Raw genomic sequence first — 23587 nt, 5'->3', positions numbered from 1 at the left:
TCTCATCGCTCGATCGTTCCGCTGCGGCGGATCTTCCGCTGCAACTGCATCACGCCGTAAAGCAGCGCTTCCGCCGTGGGCGGGCAGCCGGGGATGTAGATATCCACCGGAACGATCCGGTCGCATCCGCGCACCACCGAATAGCTGTAGTGATAATATCCGCCGCCGTTGGCGCAGCTGCCCATGGAGATGACGTACTTGGGTTCCGACATCTGATCGTAGACGCGGCGCAGCGCGGGGGCCATCTTGTTGCACAGCGTGCCCGCCACGATCATCACGTCGCTCTGGCGCGGACTGGCGCGCGGGGCGACGCCGAAGCGTTCCATGTCATAGCGGGGCATGTTGACATGGATCATCTCGACCGCGCAGCAGGCAAGGCCAAAGGTCATCCACCACAGGCTGCCGGTGCGAGCCCACTGGAACAGGTCCTCGGTGCTGGTGACGAGGAAGCCCTTGTCGTTCACCTCGGACTGCATCGAGCGGAAGTAGTCCTCGTCGGGCTGCAACACCTCGCCGCCGCGCGCCGTCGGGGCGCCGTGCAGGACGCGGTTGTGCGCGTCAGGCGGATTGGTGCCGAAGCCGCGGGCTCCGTCCTGATAGAACGGATAGAGCGCCGGCTCGCCCGGCATCTCGCCGGTCGACAGGTCCAGCTTGTCGTCGGAGTTCACTCCCATTCGAGCGCTCCTTTCTTCCATGCGTAGGCGAGGCCGACGGCCAGTTCGCCGAGAAAAACCATCATCGTGATCCAGCCCGGCCAGCCCGTCAGGTCAAGGCTGACCGCCCAGGGGAACAGGAACGCCGCCTCCAGATCGAAAATGATGAAAAGGATGGCGACGAGGTAGAACCGCACGTCGAACTGGCTGCGCGGATCCTCGAACGCGGGAAAGCCGCACTCGTATTCGGTCAGCTTGTCCTGCGTGGGATTGTGCGTGCCGGTCAGTCGCGCGACGCCCATGGGCAGGAACACGAATGCCGCCGAAAGCCCCGCCGCGATGAAGATGAAAATCAGCACCGGCAGGTATTCGGTAAGGTAGGAGGCTGAATCGGCCAAGTCGGACTCGGTTTCTAACTGAGGGGTTCGAGGGCGCGTCTAGGCAATGGCGCGGTGCGATGCAAGGCGGCTAACCCGCGATATCATGGGGTTCGTGGCGGATCGACGCGAAGGTCGAGGCGGTGCAGCCGGGTAACGGGCTGGCCCCGCCCCTCCGCCGTCTGCCCTTCGTCCGCCTGCCCGCCCCGGCCGTACAGACCCCAGCTGCCGTTGCCGACGTAATACAGTGCGCCGCCCGTCATCGCCCCGCCAAGCGGCTCTGTCCACGCGGGGTTGGCGCGCTCCAGCACGCGGTGGTTCGCGATATTGGCAATCCCCTCGCCAAGCCGGAATGCCACGATGCGCGCGGGCGAGAGGCCGTTCTGCACCGCGATCAGATCGTTGTCATGGATCCACAGGCCGTCGATCCCGTCGAGCGCGGCCGGCAGCGCCGTCTGGACCCGGTAGACATGGGGCCGCGGGCCGAGCGTCACCTCGGCAAGCCCATGGCGATAATCGGATACGAACAGCGAGCGCCCCGTCGGCCGCACCGCGATGCCCTGCGGCGAGCGGAATGTGCCGGGCGGCACCAGTGTGTGCATCTCGGTGCTATCGGGAGCGGCACCGTAGATCCCGCCGCCAAGCGGATCGCTGCCGTACACGGTGCCGTCGGGCGCCACGCCGATGTCGGCGATGGTCACGCCGACGGGGGCAGCAACGCGGCGCATGACCGCCAGCGTGTCACGATCGATGCCGATCACGCCGCGAAAGACGCTGTGCGGGTCGGGCGTCTGTTCGAGCACGCCCGAACCCACCCACAGCAACCCGCGCGCAGCGTCGAGGGCGATCCCGCCAAGGCTGCCTGCGCCGGGAATGGTCACTTCCGACCACGCTTCGGCCCCGCCGCCCGCCTCGGTATGCCGGATGAACACCGCGCGGGAGACGACCGTGGTCACGAATTCGCGCCCTGTCGCGGGGTCGAACAGAAAGGCCTCGGGCAATTGCGCATGCGGTCCGATGGTCGATACCAGCGCGCTGGCCTCTACCGGCTCGCTGAACGGGGAGCCGCCCGGCAATTGTCCAGCGTCCGCACTGCCGACCATCGCGACAACAGCATCCTGCGCGGCAGGCGGCAGGTGATGCTCGCGTTGCCTGAGCCAGCGCGCTGCGGTGGCAACGCCCGCACGATCTCCGGCGGCGAGATAGGCCTGCAACAGTCGCAGGCGGACGGATGCGGAATCGGGAAAGGCCTCGGCCAGCGCTTCAAGCCCCGGGACATCCGCGACAAGCCCGGTCGCGGCGTCGACATTGTGCCAGTCCACAGGTGCGCCGACAGCGCGCACGCCCGGAGCGGTTTCCAAAGCGAGCACGCTGCCCGGCAGTTCTATGCGCGACGCGCACCCGGCCAGCACGGCCAGTGCGCTGAGGGCCAGGGCGACGCGCCGCATCGTTCAGCGCCCCAGCAGCTTGGCGATCCTGCCCTTGGTGCCGTAGGGCGGCTTGACCCCGCCCAGCCCTGCCACGTCCAGCGCCGGCTGGGTGTAAATGGTCCGCGCGTGGCTGAACTCGCGAAAGCCCTCCGGCCCGTGGTAGTGTCCCATGCCGCTGGCACCCACGCCGCCGAACGGCGCATCGTCCACGGAGACATGGAAGACCACGTCGTTCACCGTCACCCCGCCTGAAATCGTGCGCGCCAGCACCCGCTCGCGCTCGCCTGCGTCCTCGCCAAAGTAATACAGCCCCAGTGGCCGGTCGCGCCCGTTGACGTAGGCGATCGCCTCGTCGATGCCCTCGTAGGTCTTGATCGGCAGGACGGGGCCGAAGATTTCCTCTTGCATGGCCTGCATGTCGTCGCTCGGATTGCGAATGATGGTGAGCGGCATCCGGCGTCTGTTGGTGGCCGAGAAATCCTCACCCGCCGGGTTGATCGCGATGATCTCCCCGCCCTTCGCCCGCGCGTCATCGACGATCCCCTGCAACCGCGCGAACTGCCTGTCGTCGATGACGCTGGCGTAATCGGCGTTGTCCAGCAGCGTGGGATACTGGTCCATCACGCCAAGCTCCAGCGCGGCGATGACCCCGTCCTCCATCCGGCGCGGGACGAGGAGGTAATCGGGCGCAAGGCAGATCTGCCCCGCGTTCATCATCTTGCCGGTCACGATCCGCGCACCCGTGCGCTCCAGATCCGCGCCGCGGCCAACGATCACCGGGCTCTTGCCGCCCAGTTCCAGCGTGACGGGAACGAGGTTCTTCGCCGCCGCCTGCATCACCTTGCGCCCGGTCTCGGTCGAGCCGGTGAAGACGAGATGGTCGAAGGGCAGCGCGCTAAACGCCTTGGCCACCTCGGCGTCCCCCGTCGCCACGGTCACTTCCTCGGGCGCGAAGCAGGCGGCGACCAGTTCGGCGATCAGGCTAGCGGTGGAGGGGGTCAGTTCGCTGGGTTTCAGCATCGCCCGGTTGCCCGCGGCAAGCACCTGCGCCAGCGGGCCGAGCGCCAGGTTGACGGGGAAGTTCCACGGGCTGATGATGCCGATCACTCCCTTGGGCTCGAACCGCACCTGCGCCTTGGCGCCGAGCAGACCGAGCGGGAACGGCGCGCTGCGCTTGTCCGGCCTCGCCCACGGGCCAATCCTGTCGCGGCAATAACGTGCGAACCCTGTGACCGAGGCGATGTCAGTAAACATGCTCTGCTGGCGCGAGCGGTTGCCGAAATCGTCGTTCATCGCATCGCACAGTGCAGTGCCGTTGCACTCCACCAAGGCGATCAGCCGGTCGAGACGGTCGCGGCGCGCTGCCAGCCCCTCGGGCCGCGCTGCCTCGAACGCGGAGCGCTGTCGATGCAGCATGGCTTGCAACTGCGCGGGATCGGTCGGCGGAACGGTCATGCTGGCGGTGATCCTTCGTGTCGTGGCGCGATTGCTTTAGCAGGTTCGCAACCCTAGATGGCCGGAGTAATTTTTCCGACCCTACCGACAGAAAGGCCTAGCCATGTCCGCTTTCGCTGCCAACGATCCCGTCGTCATCCTCTCCTACGCGCGCACGCCGATGGGCGCGATGCAGGGCGTGCTGGCGGACGTTTCGGCAACCGATCTGGGCGCGACGGCTGTCCGCGCAGCGATGGAGCGATCGGGCGTCGACGGCACGGATGTGAACCGCGTCTACATGGGCTGCGTGCTGCCCGCCGGCCTCGGCCAGGCGCCCGCCCGGCAGGTGACGATCAAGGCCGGCCTGCCCACCAGCGCGCAGGCCACCACGGTCAACAAGGTGTGCGGCAGCGGGATGCAGACGGTTATCATGGGGGCAGAGGCGCTCGCCACCGGCACGGTCGACGTCGTGGTGGCGGGCGGCATGGAAAGCATGACCAACGCCCCCTACCTGCTGAAGAAGATGCGCGGCGGAGCGCGGCTGGGGCATGACCGGGTCTACGATCACATGTTCCTCGACGGTCTGGAGGATGCCTACGAGGAAGGCCGCGCCATGGGCACCTTTGCGCAGGACATGGCCGACAAGTACCAGCTTACCCGAGAGGAGATGGACGAGTACTCGATCACCTCGCTCGACCGGGCCACCAAGGCCATTGCCAGCGGCGCCTTTGCCGATGAGATCGTGCCGGTCACCTACAGCAACCGCAAGGGCGAGGTGACCGTGGATACCGACGAGGGTCCGGGTGCCGGCCGCCCTGACAAGATCCCGACGCTGCGCCCCGCCTTTGCCAAGGACGGCACCATTACCGCCGCCACTTCCTCCTCGATCTCCGACGGTGCGGCGGCCGTGGTGCTCAGCCGCAAGAGCGTGGCCGAGGAAAAGGGCCTGACGCCTGTCGCCACGATCGTTGGCATGACATCGCACGCACAGGCGCCCGAGGAATTCACCATCGCCCCCGTCGGCGCGATCGAGAAGCTGCTCGCCCAGACCGGCTGGAGCGTGGACGACGTCGACCTGTGGGAAGTGAACGAGGCCTTTGCCTGCGTGACCATGTTCGCGATGCGCGACATCGGCATCCCGCATGACAAGATCAACGTCAACGGCGGCGGCACCGCGCTGGGCCATCCGATCGGCGCCAGCGGCACGCGCATCATCGTCACCCTGCTCAACGCCCTGAAGCATCAGGGCAAGAAACGCGGCATCGCCTCGTTGTGCATCGGCGGCGGCGAAGCTACGGCCGTGGCGGTGGAACTGGTCTGAGACCGATAGCGAGCTCGGCGTTGGCGCGCTCCCACCAGTTTGGGCATTGTCAACGATAGCACGCATGTGACACAAGCCTGCCCGAGGTTTGCTCAGACACAGGGAAAGGTGTTGGCATGAGGACTATCGTTATTGGCGTCACGGCGCTGGCGTTGCTTGCGGGCTGCACCGAAGAGGCGGAAACCGACACCGCGGACATGGCCACCATCGACGAGACTGGCGAGCCGGGCGACGATGGCGTGCCGCTGACCGGCGATGCCCCCGGTTTCGAGGCGGTCGCTCCCGGCACCTATGAAATTACGCGCGCAGGCGGAGAGGTCGATTCGGTCGAGATCCACCCCGGCATGACCTACTCCCGCGTCGCCGCCGATGGCACCGCGACCGGCGGCAGCATCTACATGCAGGACGGCAAGACCTGCTTCACCGTGGAAGGCGTGGACGGCGCCAACTGCTTCACCGATGGACCGATGCAGCCCGATGGTTCGATGCAGACCACCGCAGATAACGGCAATGTATCCACGGTACGTCGCACCGGCGGCGATCTGGAAGACGCGGTGGCGGAGAACGCGGCGGAGTGATTACAGGCCGCGGGTGCACTGGCGCGGCACAACTTTCTCGGACCTTCACGCCTGCCTGTTCGTTGGCTGGGCAAAATCGCAACAAAATTCCAACGAAGGGGAAATCATGAAGACCATCATCGCACTTGTCGCCGCTCCCGTGCTCGCGCTCGGCGTCGTCGCCTGCGGCGGCAACGATGCCGACGCTCCGACAGAGGCCAACATCGAAAGCGATACCGCAGCCAATCCGATGGTCCCCACGACCGCTGCGGGGACCTACACCTCGACGACGGAAGACGGCACGGACCTGTCGCTGACCCTGAACGGCGATGGTTCCTACACCATGATGCAAGGCGGTCAGCAGACCGAGGCCGGCACCTGGGAAGATAACATTCGCGGCACCTGCCTCACGGCCCAGGGCGCGTCCGAGACGTGCTACAACATCCAGCCCGGCACCACGGCGGGAACGGTAAGCATCACCGACAACGAGGGTGTCGTGCGGGAATTCCGGGTCCAGTAACCCGCCCCAAAAGATTGCTTACGATCAAATGTTAAGGGGCGGCCTGCGGGTCGCCCCTTTTCTGTCCGGTCAGGGCTCCCCCGCCCCCCACAGCCGGCTTTGCTCGACGAACCCACGATGGCCGTTCACGTCGAGCACGCACCAGCCATCGTCGCACTCGCCCAGAAGGCCGATCACGCCGGGTTCGAGGTTCCAGCGAAGGTCCGCCTGTGCTCCGCTGCCGGCACGCATCGGGGCGAGATCTTCTCCCACCACGATCGCCGTGCGCTCGCGGCTGAGGAGAGCGTTGAAGATCCAGCCCTGGGTGCCGTCGGGTTCCTCGACGAGGCGCCATCCCTGGTGGAACCGCACGACCTTCACCGGCAGACCGACGCGATGATAGACCCACGCGATGGGATACTGCTCGGCTGGACCCGCACGCATACGCGCTTCCTCGGCCGAAATGCTCGCCCAATAGGGCAGTTCGACTTCCTGCGCCGAGGCGACGGCGGGGGCTAGCAACAAGGCGAGAAAAGCGAACTGGGCGAGGCGCGGCATGGCTGCGGACCTAGGCGGCCTTGCGGAGTCGCTGCAACCTTTCAATGCGCCTTGCCCCGGCGCGGGAAATTGCCCTACCACTCGCCGCCAGGCGATGCCGCCGGGAAGGCAAAGCCGCGGAGGGGATCGCACATGTTTCGCAAGCTTGCCGTGGCTGCCGCGCTGGCATTCGCACCACAGGCCGCCTCTGCGCAAGGCAGCCAGGGCGCGACCGTCAACGCTGCCGTCTACGGCGGCGATGCGGCGTGGGTGCTTGTTTGCAGCGCACTGGTCGTGCTGATGACCCTCCCCGGCCTCGGCCTGTTTTATGGCGGGCGCGTGCGGGCGAAAAACGTCCTGTCCGTGCTGCTGCAGATCGGCGCGGTGGCTGCCCTCGCCTCGGTACTGTGGACCGTGGTCGGCTATACCCTGGCCTTTGGCGATAGCGCCGGCGGCTGGCTGGGCGGCGGGCAGAAGTGGATGTTGATCGACCTGACCGCTTTTCGCGGCGGCACGACCTTGCCGGAAAGCACCTTTGCGTTGTTCCAGATGAGCCTTGCCGCGTTCGCGCCCGCGCTGATGGTGGGCGCCTGGGCCGATCGCGCGCGGTTCGGGTGGGTACTCGCCTTTACCGGCGCCTGGAGCCTGCTGGTCTATGCCCCCGTCGCGCACTGGATCTGGGGCGGCGGATGGCTGGACGGATTGGGCGTGCGCGATTTTGCCGGAGGGCTCGTGGTGCACACCACGGCGGGCGTTTCCGCGCTGGTCGTTGCCCTGTTGCTGGGCAAGCGACAGGGCTTTCCCTCGGTTACACCTCCCCCGCACGCGCCGGGACTGACCTTGCTGGGCGCGATGCTGCTGTGGGTGGGCTGGTTCGGCCTTACCGGCGGCAGCGCGCTGACGGCGGGCGACGATGCGTCCATTGCCATAATCAACACCCATGTCGCCGCCGCCTCGGCCGCGCTGGCGTGGCTGCTGGTGGAAAAGATGAAGTCCGGCAAACCGACTACCGCGGGCTTTGCAAAGGGCGCCGTCGCCGGGCTGGTGACCATTACCCCTGCTGCCGTTTTCGTTTCGCCCGGCGCGGCCCTGGTGCTGGGGCTCGCAGGTGCGCTGACGAGTTTCTGGATGATTACCCTCATCAAGAACCGCTGGGGCATTGACGATTCGCTCGATGTGTTTGCCGTCCACGGCGTGGGCGGGATGCTGGGCACGCTGCTCCTTGCCGTCTTCGCTTCCGAGATGCTAGGCGGCGTGGGCTACGTCGAAGGGAGCATGGCAGGCGCCCTGGTGGCGCAGGGCATCGGCGTGGCGGTTACGGCAATTTACGCAGCCGTGGTGACTGCGGTGCTGGCGGTCGCCATCAGCCTGTTCATGCCCATGCGGGTTAGCGAGGAAGACGAGCTAGAAGGTCTCGACATCGCCAGCCACTCCGAGCGCGCCTGGCAGCCCGACTGAAGCGGGCCGCCTCGCAGCGCGGTCAGCATCGTGACGTGATCGCTTGCAACCCGACACCGCCCTTCGGCGCGTCCCCCTAGTTCGCCAGCGCCTCGACCTCGGCAATCTTGGCGACGATCCGCTCGATTGCGCGGCGCGATGTGCCGATGGCGAAATGCGGCGCGTCGATGCGCAGGCGATGATCGCTCATGTGATCCTCGCCGCAACAGCATTCGGGCGCCACGATACCATCCACGGCCGACCAGACCGCGATGGTCGGCACCGGGGGCTTGACCTCGATGTCTTCCCCGAACGGCGCGTCGTAGACCGAGTGATCGTTCAACGCCTCGTAGACCTTCCAGGCGTTGTTGGCGCGGCGATCCCCGGCGAACGGGCTGGCGACCGTGACGACCATCGCCAGGTGTTGCGGAATGCGGTGCGCCAGGACGCGGGCGTAGAGGCCGCCAAGGCTCCAGCCAATCAGCAGCACCGGCTTGCCATGCTGACGATGGAGCGCGGCGATGAGGGCTTCCAGTCGTTTCAGCCTGGCCGGGTCTGCACCGGTGTTGATCCCCAGCCCCCACCCTTCCGGCACGAACCCGCGGGCCTTCAGGGTGCGGCGGAGCAGGGTCGTGGAAATGTCGCCCGTCGTCAGGCCGGGGATGACCAGCGCCGGCCTGCCGTGACCTATGTCAGGACCGGTTCTCGCCCGCCGCAGCGGATTGAGCAGCACCCGTGGCAGCGACAGGGTCTCGCGCAGGTAACGACGCATTGGGGGCGCGGCGGCATCCATCGACTTCGCGCTCCCTTTGGCCAGGCCGCGGTGTTCGTCATGCGATGAAAGCCGATCATCCACCCTGACCTAATCACCCGTCAGGATGCGATCGACCAGTTGCTTCACCGTGGGGGTATAGTTGTTGGAATAGAACGGGTCCTGCTTGAACCGGTAGGCAGCGTGGCCGGCAAAGGCCAGGTTCTCGTCAGGATCGCCGCCGTGGGCGATATCCTGCAAGGTCTTCTGGATGCAGAAGCTGCGGGGATCGGCCAGGCGCCCGGTCGTGTGGTCGTCATGGTCTTTCCAGCTGGAAAACGCGCAATGTGACAGGCAGCCCATGCACCCCTGCTGGTCCGCCCGGATCTGGTCGGCGCTTTCGGGTGTGACGAAAACCACCGTGTCGTCCGGTGTTTTCAGCGCCTCGGTGAAGCCTTCGTGTATCCAGGCGAGGGCCTTGCGCTGGTCGCCGGGGTGGACGAAGAAATACTTGGCCTTGCCATGATCGGCGAGCGGAATGGTCCCCTCTTCCTGGTCACGCTTGAAGATCGGGATCTGCCGCTCGCTGCGATGCATCAGGTCGTACAGGAACGGCGTCTTGACCGCGGAGGAGTAGAACCCGGTGGGGCTGAACTTGTGCAGCAGCACATCGCCCGGCTCCACGGTGCGCAGCATTTCCTTCCACACCTGCGGGATCGGGCTTTCATCGGTCAGCAACGGGCGGGTGCCGAACTGGAACATCACCTTGCCAAGCTCGGGATTGTCGATCCAGTTCTCCCATTCGCGCAGGAACCAGACGCCGCCCGCCATGACGATGGCGGTGTCCTCCGACACGCCCTCGGCACGCATGGTCGCGCGCAGGTCGGCAACGCGCGGATAGGGGTCCTGCGGCTGGCGCGGATCCTCGGCGTTGGAAAGGCCGTTGTGGCCGCCCGCCAGCCACGGATCCTCGTAGACGACCGCCGCCATGAGGTCCGGCACCTTCGAATAGCTGCGCTTCCACAGCGCGCGAAAGGCGCGGGCCGAGCTGATGATCGGCAGGTATTGCACGTTGAAGCGCGCTGCGATCTCGGCCAGCTTGTAAGGCATGCCAGCGCCGCAGGTGACGCCGGTAATCAGGCCGGGGCAGTTTTCCAGCACCCCTTCCAGCACGCGCTGCGCGCCGCCCATTTCCCACAAGACGTTGATGTTGATCGCCCCGCGCCCGCCGGCGATCTCGTGCGCGATCTTCACCTGCGTGGTGGCCCCGTCGATGGCGTAGCGCACCAGCTGTTCGAACCGCTCTGTCCGGGTCGCCTGCGGATAGACCTGCGGAATGGGGTTTCCGTCGACATCGTAGCTGTCGGCGTTGACCGCGCTGACCGTGCCGATGCCGCCGGCTGCCGCCCAGGCGCCCGAGCTGATCCCGTTGGTTGCGGAGACACCCTTGCCCCCTTCGACCAGCGGCCATACCTCGCGGCCGCCGTACGTGACGGGGCTAAGTCCCTTGAATGCCATCATCTTCCCTTGCTGCGCCTGTGGGCTGCGCGGACCCGGTAGCCGGATCCGCCAGTGTAAGCGCGGTGTCATCATTGCCCGGTTGCATGCAGGGTTCGATATCGCGCGGCTCGGGCCGCTCTCCAGCAACCTCGAACTGCGCGTAGTAACCTGCGATCTGGGGCTTTCGCACGAATTCAACGAGGCGATAGCCGACCCGTTCGAATTCGCAAAACAATAGCTGCGGATCGATCCCGTGCTGATCCGCCGGCCGGTCAACGTCGACCACAATCACCTGCCCGCCTTCGCGCAGCGCCGGGCGCATGTTCCACAGGAAGGCGTAGGGCTCCGTCACCTCGTGATACATATGGACCATGAAGATGCGATCGAACGAATTGGGCGGCAGGCGGGGATGGTCGATGTCACCGGTTATGATGGAAACATTGTCGTGCCGCTCCCGCTCGACCCGGCTGCCGAGGCGGCGGAGCACGGCGGGATCGATATCCTGTGCCAGCACCCGGCCATCGTCACCCACCCGGTCTGCCAGGCGCACTGTATAATACCCCTCGCCCGCGCCGATATCGGCCACGGTCATGCCTTCGGTGATGGAGGCCTGGTCCATCACCGTCTCGGCCTCGCGCCGGTTATCCCGCTGTTCCTCGGTAGAGAAGGAATTGCCGGCAAGTTCGGACACGGGGCGGTAGGGGCGCGGAAAGTCGCGGGCCGTGGGCAGGCGGCTGTCGTCCGCCGCATCGCACGCAGCCACGCCGGCGCACAGCGCGATGCATGCCAGAACGCGGATGCTCAGCCTTCTTGCCATTACCGGCCTCTAGCGAGTGAGTGAGAGGAAGGCAAAGCGCCTTGCACTGGGGCAGAGCCTAGTCCACGTCCTCCACGTCCACGCTTTCGCCTGTCACGCGCTGGGCCAGCGCGGCGGCGATGAAATCGTCGATAGCGCCGTCCAGCACGTCGTCGGGCGTGGGGCTGGTGACGCCGGTGCGCAGGTCCTTCACCATCTGGTAGGGCTGGAGCACGTAGCTCCGGATCTGGTGGCCCCATCCAATCTCCGTCTTCTCGGCATATTCGCCCGCCGCCACCGCTTCGCGCATCTGCATCTCGCGTTCGAACAGGCGAGCCTTCAGCATGTTCATGGCCGTGGCGCGGTTCTTGTGCTGGCTGCGATCGGCCTGGCTGGCGACGACGATGCCGGTCGGCTGGTGGGTGATGCGCACGGCGCTGTCGGTGGTATTGATGTGCTGGCCGCCCGCGCCCGACGCACGATAGGTGTCCACCTTCAAGTCCGCGGGATTAATCTCGATGTCGATGTCGTCATCGATCACCGGGTAGACCCAGACGCTGGAAAAGCTGGTGTGGCGGCGCGCGGAGCTGTCGTAGGGGCTAATGCGGACGAGGCGGTGGACGCCGCTCTCGGTCTTGGAATAGCCGTAGGCGTTGTCGCCCTTGATCAGCAGCGTGGCGCTCTTGATGCCGGCCTGTTCGCCCGCGGCATATTCCACCGTCTCCACCTTGAAGCCGCGCCGCTCCGCCCACCGCGCGTACATGCGCATGAGCATCTCGGCCCAGTCCTGGCTCTCGGTCCCGCCGGCGCCGGAATTGATCTGGAGATAGGTGTCATGGCCATCCGCCTCGCCCGATAGGAGCGCCTTGACCTTGTCGCGATCGGCGCGGGCAGCGAGCCCGCTGAGGCTGGCGAGCCCGTCGGCGATAACCTCGTCATCACCCTCGGCCTCGCCCATCTCCACGAACTCAACCGCGTCGGTCATCTCCGTGGTGATTTCACGCACCGTCTCCACGGCGTCCTTGAGCTGCTTGTGCTCGCGGCTGATCGCCTGCGCCTGCTTGGGATCGTTCCACAGGTTGGGATCCTGCACGCGCGCTTCCAGCTCGTCGAGCCGGCGCAGGGCACGATCCCAGTCGAGCGACTTCTTCACCAGCGCCAGCGCCGCCTCGATCCGGTCGATATGAGCCTGCCCCTCGGCACGCATGGAATGTTCTCCGTAAGATTGAAGCGGCGCGCCTAGCGCAAGTGCAGGCGCGGCGAAAGGCGTGGGATCAGTAGATGCCGCCCTGTTCCTCGGGGAAACTTTCCTCCGAGGCGCTGGTGGTGGTCTGGCGCCGCGGGGCAGCGCCGCTCCGGCTGATGCGGCGCAGTCCTGCGAGGATCTGGTTGCGCAGCGCGTCGATATCGTCCTGCCGCTGCGCCCGGCGTGGTTCGGTATCGGGCTTGAACGCTTCCCAGATGATCGCATCCGTCGGGGCGCCGGCGGGCCAGCCATCGAACACGCGGCGGCCGCTGCGCCGATCGATCCGCACCATGCGCACGCCGGCGGGGGCCACGAAGGGCCGTCCGCTCCAGTGGTCGGGCGTTTCCTCGACGAACTGCTTGAAGATCGGCGCCGCGGTATTGCCGCCCTGAACGTATCCGCCAAGATTACGCGGTTGATCGAAACCGATATAGGTGCCGGCCACGATATCGGGCGAACCGCCCACGAACCAGGCGTTGGTCGGGCCGTTGGTGGTGCCGGTCTTGCCGAACAGCGGAATGTCGAGATCGCGCAGGCGCGTGGCGGTGCCGCGCTGGACCACGCCTTCCAACATGTGGACGACCTGGAACGCGGTGCGCGGATCCATCTGCTGGCGGCCGGTCGGGCCGAAGCGGGGCATGGCGCCGCCGTCCCACTCGTCCATGTTGCAGCCCGTGCATTCGCGCTCGTCAGCGCGCCAGATGACCTTGCCGTCGCGGTCCTGGATGAAGTCGATCAGTGACGGACGGTTGAGCCTGCCGTGGTTCACCAGCATCGAATAGGCGGCGACCATGCGCTCTACCGTCGTGTCACCGGCGCCCAGCGCGAACGACGGATAGGGCTCATACGCGCCTTCGTCGACGATGCCCGCGCGCTCGAAAGTCTCGATCACGTTCTCCATCCCGGCGTCCATGGCGATATGCATGGTCATCAGATTCTTCGACTGTTCGAGCCCGTAGCGCATCGGGTATTCCCCGCCGCCGCGTTCGCCGCCGAAGTTGGTGAAGCAGTGCTGGCCCAGATTGGCGCCCTGGTAGTAACAATACTGCCGGTCCGGCACGATCGTGGCCGGCGTCATCCCGGTGTCGAGGCCGGCGGCGTAGACGAAGGGTTTGATCGTCGAACCCGGTTGCCGCTCGGCCTGCGTGGCCCGGTTGAAATCACCGATGCGCGAATCGAACCCGCCCTGCATCGCCATCACCCGGCCGGTGAGCGGCTGCATGGCCAGGAAGCCGCCGGAGACCTCGGGCAAGGCTTCCAGGCGCCAGCCGTTGCCGCTGGGGGAAACAGCGATCACATTGCCCGCGACCAGCGCGTCGGGTGCGCTGCTGATCCGGCCGACATCGGCATTGGCAAAGGCGATGTCCGCCCCGCCGCCGTTCTTGCCGGTGACAACAGCCACCCGCCAATCGTCGTAATCGACGCCGAGGTAGGAACTGGCGAGCTGCTGGGCGAGGTCGCCGTTGTCCGGGTTCAGCGTGGCCAGCGGCCCCGTCCACCCCCGATTGCCGTGATAGCGCAGCAGCGCCGCACGCAGGCTGTTCTGCGCCGCATCCTGCAGTTCCGTGTCGAGCGAGGTGCGCACCCACAGACCGCCCGCATAGACACTGTTGCGACCGTCCTCGGCCTCTTCGCCGTAGCGGGCGATGAGCTGGCGGCGCACCTCCTCGAAGAAATATCCCGCATCCGCCGAGCGGTCCTCTCGCTGCCCCTGGAAGATGCCGAGCGGCTTAGCCTTGGCGGCATCGCGCTGGGCCGCAGTGATGTGGCCGTTTTCCTCCATCGAATCGAGGACGCGGTCACGCCGTTCGACGGCGGTGGCGGCATAGGCGCTGCGGCCGTAGACCTCGGGAGCACGCGGGAGGATGGCGAGAAAGGCCATTTCCTGCAGTTCGAGATCGTCCACGTCCTTGTCGAAATAGGCACGCGACGCGGCCTGCACGCCGAAGCTGCGACGGCCCAGAGGGATCTCGTTGAGGTAGAGCGTGATGATCTCGCGCTTGTCGAGCACGCCTTCGATGCGGGTCGCCAGCACCATTTCGCGCAGCTTGCGGGTGACCGAGTATTCGTTGCCAACGAGGATGTTCTTGGCCACCTGCTGGGTGATCGTCGATCCGCCGACGGCGCGCTCGCCCGATCCCAGCTTCGAGACGTAATCGATTACCGCGCCGGTGAAACCACCAATGTCTATCCCGCCATGGGTCCAGAACGTCTCGTCCTCGGCGCTGGTGTAGGCGTTGATCAGTTGCGTGGGAAAATCCTGGAATTGCAGTTCCACCCGCCGTTCACGCTCGAACCGATGGACGATGTCGCCATCGATGCCGCGCACCACGCTGGGCAGGTTGGGTTCGTACTCCAGCAGCGTCTCCGCGTCGGGCAGATCCTTGGTGAGCCAGAAGAAGCCGATCACCGCAAGCAGCAGCCCGCCGCCCAGGACCCAGGCGGCGCGGCGGAACCTTGCGTTCGCCTGCCACGTATCCCGCACGCGCGCCCACGCGCCTTCTCCCCCGCGCCGGATGCGGCGGGTTATGCGGGCGATGCCGCTTTCGCTGTCCTCGATGTAGGCTTCGGTCATGCTTGGCGCCCTAGCATGATGAAAAAGCATGGCGCCACACTGAATGCGCGCGCCCCGTCGCATTCGGCAACGCCAGCGCCGCTCTATCTAGCCGTCGGACTGGCGGGCGAAAAAGATGCGGATGGCCCGTGCCAGCACCTGCGCGAACCGCTCCTGACCCTCGGGCGAGGCGAGTGCTTCTGCCTCGCTCGGATTGGAGACGAAGCCGGCTTCGTACAGCACCGCCGGAACATCCGGCGCGCGCAGCACGGCCAGCGCGGCAGAGCGGCGCGCCTGCGGGTGGAACCGCAAGGTGCCCTCCCCCTCGCGCGCGATCAGCGAGGCGAATTCGATCGACCGTTCCGACGTGCGCCGCTGCGACAGTTCCACCAGGATATCGTTCACTGCGCGGTCGTTGCCGGAAAGGTCCACGCCGTTGATCACGTCGGCCTCGTTCTCGCGCTCGGCAAAGCGCGCGGCGGCCTCGGAGCTGGCGGTTTCGGAGAGGGTATAGATGCTCGCGCCCCCCACGCCTTCCCGCTCGCCCGCCGAATCGGCGTGTATCGAGATGAACAGGTCGGCACCCAGCGCACGGGCAATCTCGGCGCGTTCTCCCAGCACGATCAGCCGGTCATCCTCGCGCGTCATGGCGACGCGGATGCCGCCTTCCGCCACCAGCCTGTCACGCAGGGCCCGGGCAAGGCCGAGGACCAGCGATTTTTCTCGCAGGCTTTCCCCTACGGCGCCCGGATCGGGGCCGCCGTGGCCGGCGTCGATCACGACAAGCGGGCGCGTGGGATCTGTCGGGCCGGCGATCTGCGGCAGACCTATGCCCGCGTCAGGATCGGGCAACGGCATGGTAATGACATAGTCGCGCCCCAGCACCGGCACCGGGATCGTCCTGCCCAGCGCATAGACCAGCACGACCAGCAGCACCGGAAACGCAAAGAGCAATCCCAACTGGATGCGATATGCCACGCGCGTTCCGCTCCCTCCCCGATGCAGCGCGCGAAGCCTGCATCATCCTTGACATCGTCCAAAGGGAAATATGCGCGCTCGCGCAACAAGGTTGCGACAGCTTTCCCCGGATGCTAGCGAGTGGTTGCCGGCACGATTTTTCCTGTCGGTAGCACCGGGGCGGCATCCGTCCGCTTCCGGCACGTCTTACAGGTTGATGCCGCGATGCCAAGTTGGAGCCCGATTGTTACCGCATGTTCGCAAGGGCATGGGTACGCTTCGGCGCAATCTTCGGTTCTTGAAGCGCAGATGCATACCCTGCGCCTTCGCATCCAGGCAGACACGTTTCGCAACCCCGACTGCCGCACAGGCACCGGGGCCATGATCACTTCTCGCCAAGCACTTGGCGGAACCCACACATATCGGCAGCGGCGCACGCACGCGGGGGCTTCAACCGGCCCCGGCAGCGCATGGCGCCCTGCCCGGAGAATTATCAATGGCAACGCGCATGCTCATCGACGCGCGCCACCCGGAAGAAACCCGGGTCGCGGTCCTCAAAGGTAACCGGATCGAGGAATTCGATTTCGAATCTGCTGAACACAAGCAGATCAAGGGCAACATCTATCTCGCCAAGGTAACCAGGGTCGAACCGTCGCTACAGGCAGCGTTCGTGGACTTTGGCGGCAACCGTCACGGGTTCCTCGCCTTCAGCGAGATCCATCCCGACTATTACCAGATCCCCGCCGCGGACCGCGCCGCGCTGCTGGCTGCCGAGGCCGAGGCGGCCGAGGAAGAAGCCGCCCTGCGCGCCGAGGAGGACGAGGACGACGACCGCGACGCACGTGATCGCCACGAGGAAGACGAGGACGAGGACGAGGCGGGTGTCGAGGAAATCGACACCTCCGAGAAGGACGATGTCGCCACCATCGAGGACGGTCACCTCGAGAATGGCCAGGACAACGCCTCGGAAGATGAAGAAGACGCCGACGATGCCGAAGCTGACGACACCGCGGAGGGCGGATCGTCGCAGCGCGGCCGCGGTCGCGGGCGTGGTCGTCGCCAGGGTGGCAAGGGCCCGTCCAGGGGTCGCTCCGGCAGCCGCGCCAAGGAAATCGACGAGGCGCGCGCCAAGCGCCAGGCGCTGCGTCGTCGTTACAAGATCCAGGACGTCATCCAGCGCCGCCAGGTCCTGCTCGTCCAGGTCGTGAAGGAAGAACGCGGCAACAAGGGCGCGGCGCTCACCAGCTATCTCAGCCTTGCGGGTCGCTATTGCGTGCTCATGCCCAATTCCAGCCACGGTGGCGGCATCAGCCGCAAGATCAGCAGCGGCAGCGATCGCAAGCGTCTGAAGACCATCGTCTCCGACCTGTCCTTGCCCAAGAGCATGGGGCTGATCGTGCGCACCGCCGGCCTTTCGCGCACCAAGCCCGAGATCAAGCGCGACTTCGATTATCTCGCCCGCCTGTGGGACGAGATCCGTGAACGCACGATGTCGTCCAGTGCGCCCAGCGTGATCCATTCGGACAGCGACCTGATCAAGCGCGCGATCCGCGACATCTACAACCGCGAGATCGAGGAAGTCGTGGTCGAGGGGCCGGAAGGCTACAAGGCCGCCAAGGAGTTCATGAAGCTGCTGATGCCCAGCCACGCCCGGCGGGTGAAGCAGTATTCCGACCCCGTGCCGCTGTTCCAGCGTTATGGCGCCGAAGACCAGCTGCGCGCGATGTATGACCCCGTCGTACAGCTCAAGTCGGGTGGCTATCTGGTAATCAACCCGACCGAGGCGCTGGTATCCATCGACATCAACTCGGGCCGCTCCACCAAGGAACACGGCATCGAGGCGACCGCGCTCAACACCAACCTGGAAGCCGCGCGTGAGATCGCCCGGCAGTTGCGCCTGCGCGACATGGCGGGCCTGGTGGTGATCGACTTCATCGACATGGAGCGCAGCGGCAATACCCGCAAGGTGGAGCGCGCCATGAAGGACGCACTCAAGAACGATCGCGCGCGCATCCAGGTGGGCCGCATTTCCGGCTTCGGCCTGATGGAGATGAGCCGTCAGCGCCTGCGCACCGGCGTGCTCGAGGCGACGACCCGCGAATGCCCGCACTGTGATGGTACAGGCCTGGTGCGCACCGCATCGAGCGCGGGCCTTTCGGCACTGCGCCTGATCGAGGACGAGGCGGCGCGCGGCAAGGGCACGGCCATCACGCTGTTCGCGTCGACGGAGGCGGCAGTCTACCTGCTCAATGCCAAGCGCGCCGACCTGGCCGAAATCGAGCACCGGTACAATGTCACCGTGGTAGTGGAGCCCGAGGGTGAGGACGAAGGCGCCAAGATGCGCGTTGCATCATCCGGCCCCAAGCCGACCGAGGCACCCCGGTTCGATCCCATCGTCGATGACAGCGACGACGAGGACGAGATCTACGATGACGATACCGCCGATGAAGACGGCGAGTCCGATGGCGAGAGCGACACCGATCGCGGGTCCGACGATGACGATGGGGCGTCGCGCAAGCGTCGTCGGCGCCGTCGCGGCGGCCGCGGTCGCAGCAAGGGCCGCGAGGACGGCGATAATTCGGACCGTGATAGCGCGGATGGTGAAAGCCCGGACGGTGACAGCGAAGCAGGCGAGGAGGCAGGCGAAGCCAGCTCCGCGCCGGCTCGTGACGACGAAGGCGCCGAGGATCGCCCCAAGCGCCGCCGTCGCCGTGGCGGTCGTGGACGCGGTCGTCGTAACGAGGAAAGCGGAAGCGAGGCAGACGATGCCAGTTCGGCTGTTGAAACCGACGAGCCGGTAGAGCCGGAAGCGGAGGCCGAAGCCGCCCCGGAAGCCGAAGTGCCGGCACTCGAAGCACCTGTGCCCGAAGCGCCTGTGCCCGAAGCGGAAGAGAAGCCCAAGCGTCGCTCGCGTCGCAAGAAGGCCGATGAAGGCGAAGCCGTGGTGGCCCAGGACGCTGCTGCCGAACCGGCACCTGCCGAAGAGGCCCAGCCCGAGGAAGACGTGAAGCCCAAGCGCCGCTCGCGCAAGAAGGCCGAGCCTGCTCCGGAAGCGGATAGCGTTGCCGAGGCGGCACCACAGGCCGACGAAAAGCCCAAGCGCCGTTCGCGCAAGAAGGTTGAGCCTGCGGCGGAAGCGGAAGTGGCGGTACAGGATATGCCGGATGCACCCGAGGTCCTCGCAGAAGACCCTGCGGCGTCAGCGCAAACCACCGAGGCCGAAAATCCCGCACCGCAAATCGATGGTGGGACCGAAGCCGAATCCGCACGCAAGCGCGGCGGCTGGTGGCAGCGCACTTTCGGTGAATAGGAAAGCCGTGCTAACCTGACACCCGTCATGTCCCAGTTGCCCGTAACCGTCGTCGTCCTCGCCGCCCAGCGCGCCGGGGTGGTCAACCCTCTCGCCCAGCGGGCGGGGGTCAGCCACAAGGCCATGGTACCGATCTGCGGCAGGCCGTTGATCGAACACGTGCTCGATACCCTCACCACCCTGCCCGCCATCCAGGCGATCAGGGTGGTGATCGAGCCCGACGGACAGCAGGCGGTGGAACCTGTGCTGACGACGTATCGGGATCGCGGCATACCGATCGAAACGATCGATTCCGACAGCAACATCGTGAACAGCGTCATCGCCGCCACCAGGGGTGAAGACACCCCCGTGATCATCACCACGGCGGACAACGTCTTGCTGACGCCGAACTCGTTCGAACAGGCGCGCAGCGCTCTCGCCACCTGCGACGCCATCATCACCCTCACCACCCGCGACCGGGTGTGGGCCGTGCACCGGCAGGGCCAGCGCGGCTTCTACGATTTTCGCGATAACGGCTATGCCAGTTGCAACCTGTTCGGCCTCAACGGTCGCAAGAGCCTGGCCGCGGCCGAGGTCTTTCGCGAAGGCGGTCAGTTCATGAAGAACCGCGGGCGCATGGTGCGCGCCTTCGGTCTGCTGAACATCATGCTGATGGCCGCAAAACTCGTGACCATGCGACAGGGCATGGCGCGGCTTGGCAAGCGCCTGGGCCTGCATATCGACGCGGTCGTCTATGAAGACGGCGCGCTGGCGATCGACGTCGACAATGCGCGCACCTACGCGGTGGCAGAATGGATACTGGGCCAGCGACTGGGCATGGACATTCCCAAGCCCGAAATCCCGCCCGGGACGTAACTCCGGCGCGTCGGGGCGGGTTCAGGCGCCGGCCCGCCGGGCCATGCCCCATTCCATCCATCCCGCCCACTTCAGCACATAAGCGAGATAGTCGCGCCCGATCGGTTCGATTTCGAACCCGGCGGCGCGGATGCCGTTGCCGATTTCGCGGGTCAGGTGGCAGTTGCCGGCCACATGTTTCCACACCGGTTCAATCCGCCGCTGCCATCGGGCCGGCCCGGGATCGGGGGCGCGTCCATGTTCGAGGAACAGCAGCAATCCTGCGGGTTTGAGCACACCGCGGATCTCCGCCAGTACGCGCGGTGCGTCGTCCACGCTGCACAGGGTAAAGGTGCAGACCACGGTGTCGAAGGCGCCATCGTGGAACGGAATTTCCTCGCCCCGCCCCTCGCGGATGTCGATCGGCCAACCGCCGCCTGCCGCTGCCGCACGCGCCGCCGCCGCCGCGCGCGCTGCAACCAGCAACGCGGGGTTCGGGTCGATGCCGGAGAAGCTGGAGATCAGCGCCGGATCGTAGAGCGGCTGGTTGTACCCGCCGCCGCAGCCCAGTTCGAACACCGCGCCGCGCGCCAATGGCACGACTTCGCGGCGCAGTCGCTCCAGCCGGTCGGCACCGCACCCCGCTGCGATGACCCGTGGCAGGATCGTATTGTCGTACCAGCGCGCCAGAGCCATCGGTTTCCACGTTTTCATTGCACGCCCAATGCCCGGTCTACACCATATCGGCGAAGACTACGATGGACGCGCCTGCCCGGATAGCGCGGAGGCGATCCGCTGCATGTCGCGCATCAGCGCTGCAATCGCATCCCCGTCCGCCATCGCGGCAAGGCGGCTTGCCTGCGGCATCGAAAGGCCGACCCGCAGCGTGGCGCCCCACTCTCCATCCGGCAGACGCACGCATTTCACCGGCTGACCGAGCCTGACACCTTGCGTTACAAGCTGGCGATGCAGCCGCTCGGCATCGGCCAGTGTGACGACGCCGGGCAGTCCGGCCAGCGACAGCGTCACCAGCGTCTTCATGGCAGTCGGATGCGCGTCGCTTTCATCCATGTTCCCCGTCGCGGTGGGCAGCACCTGCTCCAGCCCAAGCGGCTCCACCAGGGCAGATCGGACGGTATTCTGGAACAGTTCGGCCACCTCGGCGCGGCGGCCGGGTGGCAGGGCATGGAACCGTTCGAGTTCGTAGACAGCCGCCTCGATACGCAGGGCAAGGCCGGGGTTTTCTTCGTCCGGCAAGGCATCGGCGCCGGGCCAGTGCAGCGGCCATTCGGCTTTCCGGAAGATGGTGGCCAGCCCCAGGGGAAGCGGAGCGGCGTGCTTTGCAAGCCCCGGCGGCAACAGCGCCATGCCGCTGAATGGCGGACCGCCCATGAATTTCGACCCGGTGACAAGCAGGATGCAGCCCGCTTCGAGATACGCCCGCGCCGCGTCCTCACCCAGACGCGCCTGGCAGGCGTCGACGACGAAGCTTGCCCGTTTGCCCCAGCGCCGCTGTAGTGCGACAAGGTCGTTCATGCGGGGCAGGATGAGCCCGGTCTTGGAGCCATGCACGACGTGGACCAGTGCGTGCTTGCCGAGCCTTTCGGCCTCGGAAATCTGCGCATCGACGGCGGCGGCAATGTCCTCGCTGGATCGCGCCGTTCCATCCTCCGCTCGCACGGGAATGTCCGTGAGACCGACAGCTTCCAGGCCCGCCACCGTTTCTCCCGGGGCGACGGCGATCCCGCGGGCCGTTTCCTGCGCGAAATAGCGCCCATGGGCGGAGTGGATGCAGCCGCTGCCCACCTCGTCCGCGCCGATCAGGACATTGTGCACGCCCCCCGCCGCCTTCCCGATGACGGCCGCAAGCGCGACATATTCAAGATCGGTGCCCGATGCGGCGAAGACCACGTCAATATCGTCAGCCAGGCCGTATGCGGCGCGCAGCCGTGCGCGCAACTGCGCCAGGTGCGCGGCATATCCGGGCTGCCCATTCTCGATAACGGCACAGACATGGGCAAAGGCTTCGGGCGAAATATCGTTGGCGGTCGAGGACGCGTAGGTCACCGTATCGCGGGGCCAGGGCGTGGCGAAATACCGGTTGGTGCCGGTATCGGCGTCAACGACGATGCGCGCATCCCCGCCGCTAGCCAGCAGTTCGCTCGCGATCCCGGCGGTGCGGGCGGCCACGCCGGTCGCCTCTGGTTGGTGGTGTTCGATTTGACCGCGCCCTTGGTGAGTAGTCCTAGAAATTCCCCCTATGCCGCCCTACAGAGCCGTCAAATCAATTTTGAAGGGTCAGTTCTTGCCTGCCACCGTTCCCCCGCTCGTGATCCCTGCCGAGGCCAAGGAAGCCTTGCGGATACTGTTCCTGGCAAAGAACGCCCTGTGGGATGGACAGGGTTCGGCGGAAGACGGCAACCATGCGCGCTATCATGTCGAGATGCGCGAGACGCTGACCGCGCTGGGCCTCAACCTGACCATCAACGACAATTTCGATATGCTTTTCGACAAGCCCGACGTCGATTTCGTCTTCCCCCTGCTCAATCGCGCGGGCTTCTTCAATTCGGAGATGCTGTGCCCGCTGCTGTGCGAGCGTGCGAACATCGCTTACCTCGGCGCAAGCCCGATCGTGCGCGGGCTGGGCGATGACAAGCACCTCGCCAAGCGGTCGTGCGTCGCGGCCGGCGTGCCGACCGCGCCGTGGGCGATTTTCCGCCGGGGCGTGCCCGTCGACCTGTCCGCCCTGCCCCCTGCCGAGCGCTGGGTCATCAAGCCCAACAATTCGTCGGCCAGTTGGGGCGTTCGCGACGCGAGCGACGCAAAGGGCGTGGCCGAGGCGGTGGACGAGGTTTTCGGCCTGGACCACGATGCCATCGTCGAACCGTTCCTGGATGGCAGCGATATCGAGGTGCCCGTCATCACCATGGGCGATCCTGTGGTTCTGCCGATGATGATCTTCCGCCAGTCCGACCCTGCGCACCTGCGCACCTATCAGGAAAAGCGCGACCTGGTGGATCGGACGCAGAAGTATTCGCTCGACCCGTTCGAGGATGCCGGCATCGCCGCCACGCTCGCCGAATACACCCGTCGGTTGTGGGCGGATTACCGCCCGTTCGACTATGGCCGTTTCGAATTCCGGGTGAACGAGGACACCGGTGAAATCCATTTTCTCGAGGTCAACCTCAACTGCAACCTCTGGTCGCAAAAGGTCTTCGGCCGTGCGGCGGTGTTGTTCGGCTGGAGCCACGAACAACTGATCGAGACGATTCTCGCCGACAGTCTGCGGCGCAACGGCTTGATCGCCTGACGCGCAAGCAGTTGGTCGCCCGCGAAACAACTTTAGTGGATTAGCGCTACAACACACTGTCGCCGCAAAGCAGGTGGTCCCTGG

The 23587-nt window shown here is 66.1% G+C and carries 20 protein-coding genes; 7 read left to right on the top strand and 13 right to left on the bottom strand.

The features are described 5' to 3' along the window. Nucleotides 1-2: 2 nt before the first annotated feature. The 4 genes from GRI62_RS05505 to GRI62_RS05490 form a co-directional block, all read right to left on the bottom strand. A complete protein-coding gene (locus GRI62_RS05505; protein WP_373283017.1) occupies nucleotides 3-629 on the bottom strand; it encodes a NuoB/complex I 20 kDa subunit family protein in 627 nt (208 codons plus the stop codon). Nucleotides 630-664: 35 nt separating this feature from the next. Beyond that, a complete protein-coding gene (locus tag GRI62_RS05500; protein WP_131452374.1) occupies nucleotides 665-1051 on the bottom strand; it encodes an NADH-quinone oxidoreductase subunit A in 387 nt (128 codons plus the stop codon). 83 nt (nucleotides 1052-1134) lie between these two features. After that, entirely contained in the window at nucleotides 1135-2478 is a 1344-nt protein-coding gene (locus GRI62_RS05495; RefSeq protein ID WP_131452373.1) for an SMP-30/gluconolactonase/LRE family protein, read from the bottom strand. Nucleotides 2479-2481: 3 nt separating this feature from the next. After that, a complete protein-coding gene (locus tag GRI62_RS05490) occupies nucleotides 2482-3915 on the bottom strand; it encodes a coniferyl aldehyde dehydrogenase (RefSeq protein WP_131452372.1) in 1434 nt (477 codons plus the stop codon). A gap of 103 nt (nucleotides 3916-4018) precedes the next feature. On the opposite strand from GRI62_RS05490, the gene GRI62_RS05485 reads away from it, so the two are divergent. The 3 genes from GRI62_RS05485 (at nucleotide 4019) to GRI62_RS05475 (ending at nucleotide 6292) form a co-directional block, all read left to right on the top strand. Beyond that, nucleotides 4019-5215 carry a thiolase family protein gene (locus GRI62_RS05485; protein WP_131452371.1) on the top strand — a complete coding sequence of 399 codons (1197 nt, stop codon included), beginning with the start codon at nucleotides 4019-4021 and terminating at the stop codon, nucleotides 5213-5215. Nucleotides 5216-5331: 116 nt separating this feature from the next. After that, on the top strand, nucleotides 5332-5793 hold the full coding sequence (locus GRI62_RS05480; RefSeq protein WP_131452370.1) for a hypothetical protein: 462 nt from the start codon (nucleotides 5332-5334) through the stop codon (nucleotides 5791-5793). Nucleotides 5794-5899: 106 nt separating this feature from the next. Further along, entirely contained in the window at nucleotides 5900-6292 is a 393-nt protein-coding gene (locus GRI62_RS05475; RefSeq protein WP_131452369.1) for a hypothetical protein, read from the top strand. Nucleotides 6293-6361: 69 nt separating this feature from the next. Here the strand turns inward: GRI62_RS05475 and GRI62_RS05470 are convergent, their stop codons facing one another. Beyond that, nucleotides 6362-6829, bottom strand: coding sequence for an SH3 domain-containing protein (locus GRI62_RS05470; RefSeq protein ID WP_131452368.1), 468 nt, complete (start codon nucleotides 6827-6829; stop codon nucleotides 6362-6364). A gap of 132 nt (nucleotides 6830-6961) precedes the next feature. Here GRI62_RS05470 and GRI62_RS05465 point away from each other — a divergent pair, with 132 nt between their 5' ends. Beyond that, a complete protein-coding gene (locus GRI62_RS05465) occupies nucleotides 6962-8266 on the top strand; it encodes an ammonium transporter (protein WP_131452367.1) in 1305 nt (434 codons plus the stop codon). Nucleotides 8267-8342: 76 nt separating this feature from the next. Here the strand turns inward: GRI62_RS05465 and GRI62_RS05460 are convergent, their stop codons facing one another. The 6 genes from GRI62_RS05460 to GRI62_RS05435 all read right to left on the bottom strand — a co-directional run bounded on the left by GRI62_RS05460 (nucleotide 8343) and on the right by GRI62_RS05435 (nucleotide 16070). After that, nucleotides 8343-9017, bottom strand: a complete 675-nt coding sequence (locus tag GRI62_RS05460) for an alpha/beta hydrolase (protein ID WP_131452366.1) — start codon at nucleotides 9015-9017, stop codon at nucleotides 8343-8345. 90 nt (nucleotides 9018-9107) lie between these two features. After that, a complete protein-coding gene (locus tag GRI62_RS05455; RefSeq protein WP_131452365.1) occupies nucleotides 9108-10514 on the bottom strand; it encodes an NAD(P)H-dependent flavin oxidoreductase in 1407 nt (468 codons plus the stop codon). Beyond that, the gene (locus GRI62_RS05450; protein ID WP_131452364.1) at nucleotides 10495-11313 is read right to left on the bottom strand and encodes a class I SAM-dependent methyltransferase; all 819 of its coding nucleotides are present in this window, start codon (nucleotides 11311-11313) and stop codon (nucleotides 10495-10497) included. The genes GRI62_RS05455 and GRI62_RS05450 overlap by 20 nt, the downstream gene beginning before the upstream one ends. 58 nt (nucleotides 11314-11371) lie before the next feature. After that, the gene (gene prfB, locus GRI62_RS05445) at nucleotides 11372-12499 is read right to left on the bottom strand and encodes a peptide chain release factor 2 (protein WP_131452363.1); all 1128 of its coding nucleotides are present in this window, start codon (nucleotides 12497-12499) and stop codon (nucleotides 11372-11374) included. 67 nt (nucleotides 12500-12566) lie between these two features. Further along, nucleotides 12567-15113, bottom strand: a complete 2547-nt coding sequence (locus GRI62_RS05440; protein ID WP_131452362.1) for a penicillin-binding protein 1A — start codon at nucleotides 15111-15113, stop codon at nucleotides 12567-12569. 87 nt (nucleotides 15114-15200) lie between these two features. Further along, nucleotides 15201-16070 (bottom strand): N-acetylmuramoyl-L-alanine amidase family protein, encoded by an 870-nt coding sequence (locus GRI62_RS05435; RefSeq protein ID WP_131452361.1) that lies wholly within the window; start codon nucleotides 16068-16070, stop codon nucleotides 15201-15203. A 475-nt stretch (nucleotides 16071-16545) separates the two neighbouring features. Between GRI62_RS05435 and GRI62_RS05430 the strand changes: the two genes are divergently transcribed. Continuing rightward, nucleotides 16546-19359, top strand: coding sequence for an Rne/Rng family ribonuclease (locus GRI62_RS05430; RefSeq protein ID WP_131452360.1), 2814 nt, complete (start codon nucleotides 16546-16548; stop codon nucleotides 19357-19359). A gap of 27 nt (nucleotides 19360-19386) precedes the next feature. After that, on the top strand, nucleotides 19387-20214 hold the full coding sequence (locus GRI62_RS05425; protein ID WP_131452359.1) for a nucleotidyltransferase family protein: 828 nt from the start codon (nucleotides 19387-19389) through the stop codon (nucleotides 20212-20214). Between the two features lie 21 nt (nucleotides 20215-20235). Here the strand turns inward: GRI62_RS05425 and GRI62_RS05420 are convergent, their stop codons facing one another. Both GRI62_RS05420 and GRI62_RS05415 read right to left on the bottom strand, forming a co-directional pair. Next, nucleotides 20236-20907, bottom strand: coding sequence for a class I SAM-dependent methyltransferase (locus GRI62_RS05420; RefSeq protein WP_234027375.1), 672 nt, complete (start codon nucleotides 20905-20907; stop codon nucleotides 20236-20238). 39 nt (nucleotides 20908-20946) lie between these two features. Further along, nucleotides 20947-22383, bottom strand: coding sequence for a hypothetical protein (locus tag GRI62_RS05415; RefSeq protein WP_131452358.1), 1437 nt, complete (start codon nucleotides 22381-22383; stop codon nucleotides 20947-20949). A gap of 115 nt (nucleotides 22384-22498) precedes the next feature. On the opposite strand from GRI62_RS05415, the gene GRI62_RS05410 reads away from it, so the two are divergent. After that, complete coding sequence (locus GRI62_RS05410; protein ID WP_234027374.1) at nucleotides 22499-23503, top strand: D-alanine--D-alanine ligase family protein; 1005 nt, start codon at nucleotides 22499-22501, stop codon at nucleotides 23501-23503. Nucleotides 23504-23587 lie beyond the last annotated feature (84 nt).

It is taken from the genome of Aurantiacibacter arachoides (assembly GCF_009827335.1).
GTDB classification, from domain to species: Bacteria; Pseudomonadota; Alphaproteobacteria; order Sphingomonadales; family Sphingomonadaceae; genus Alteraurantiacibacter; species Alteraurantiacibacter arachoides.
This window is presented reverse-complemented; position numbering and strand designations above follow the sequence as displayed.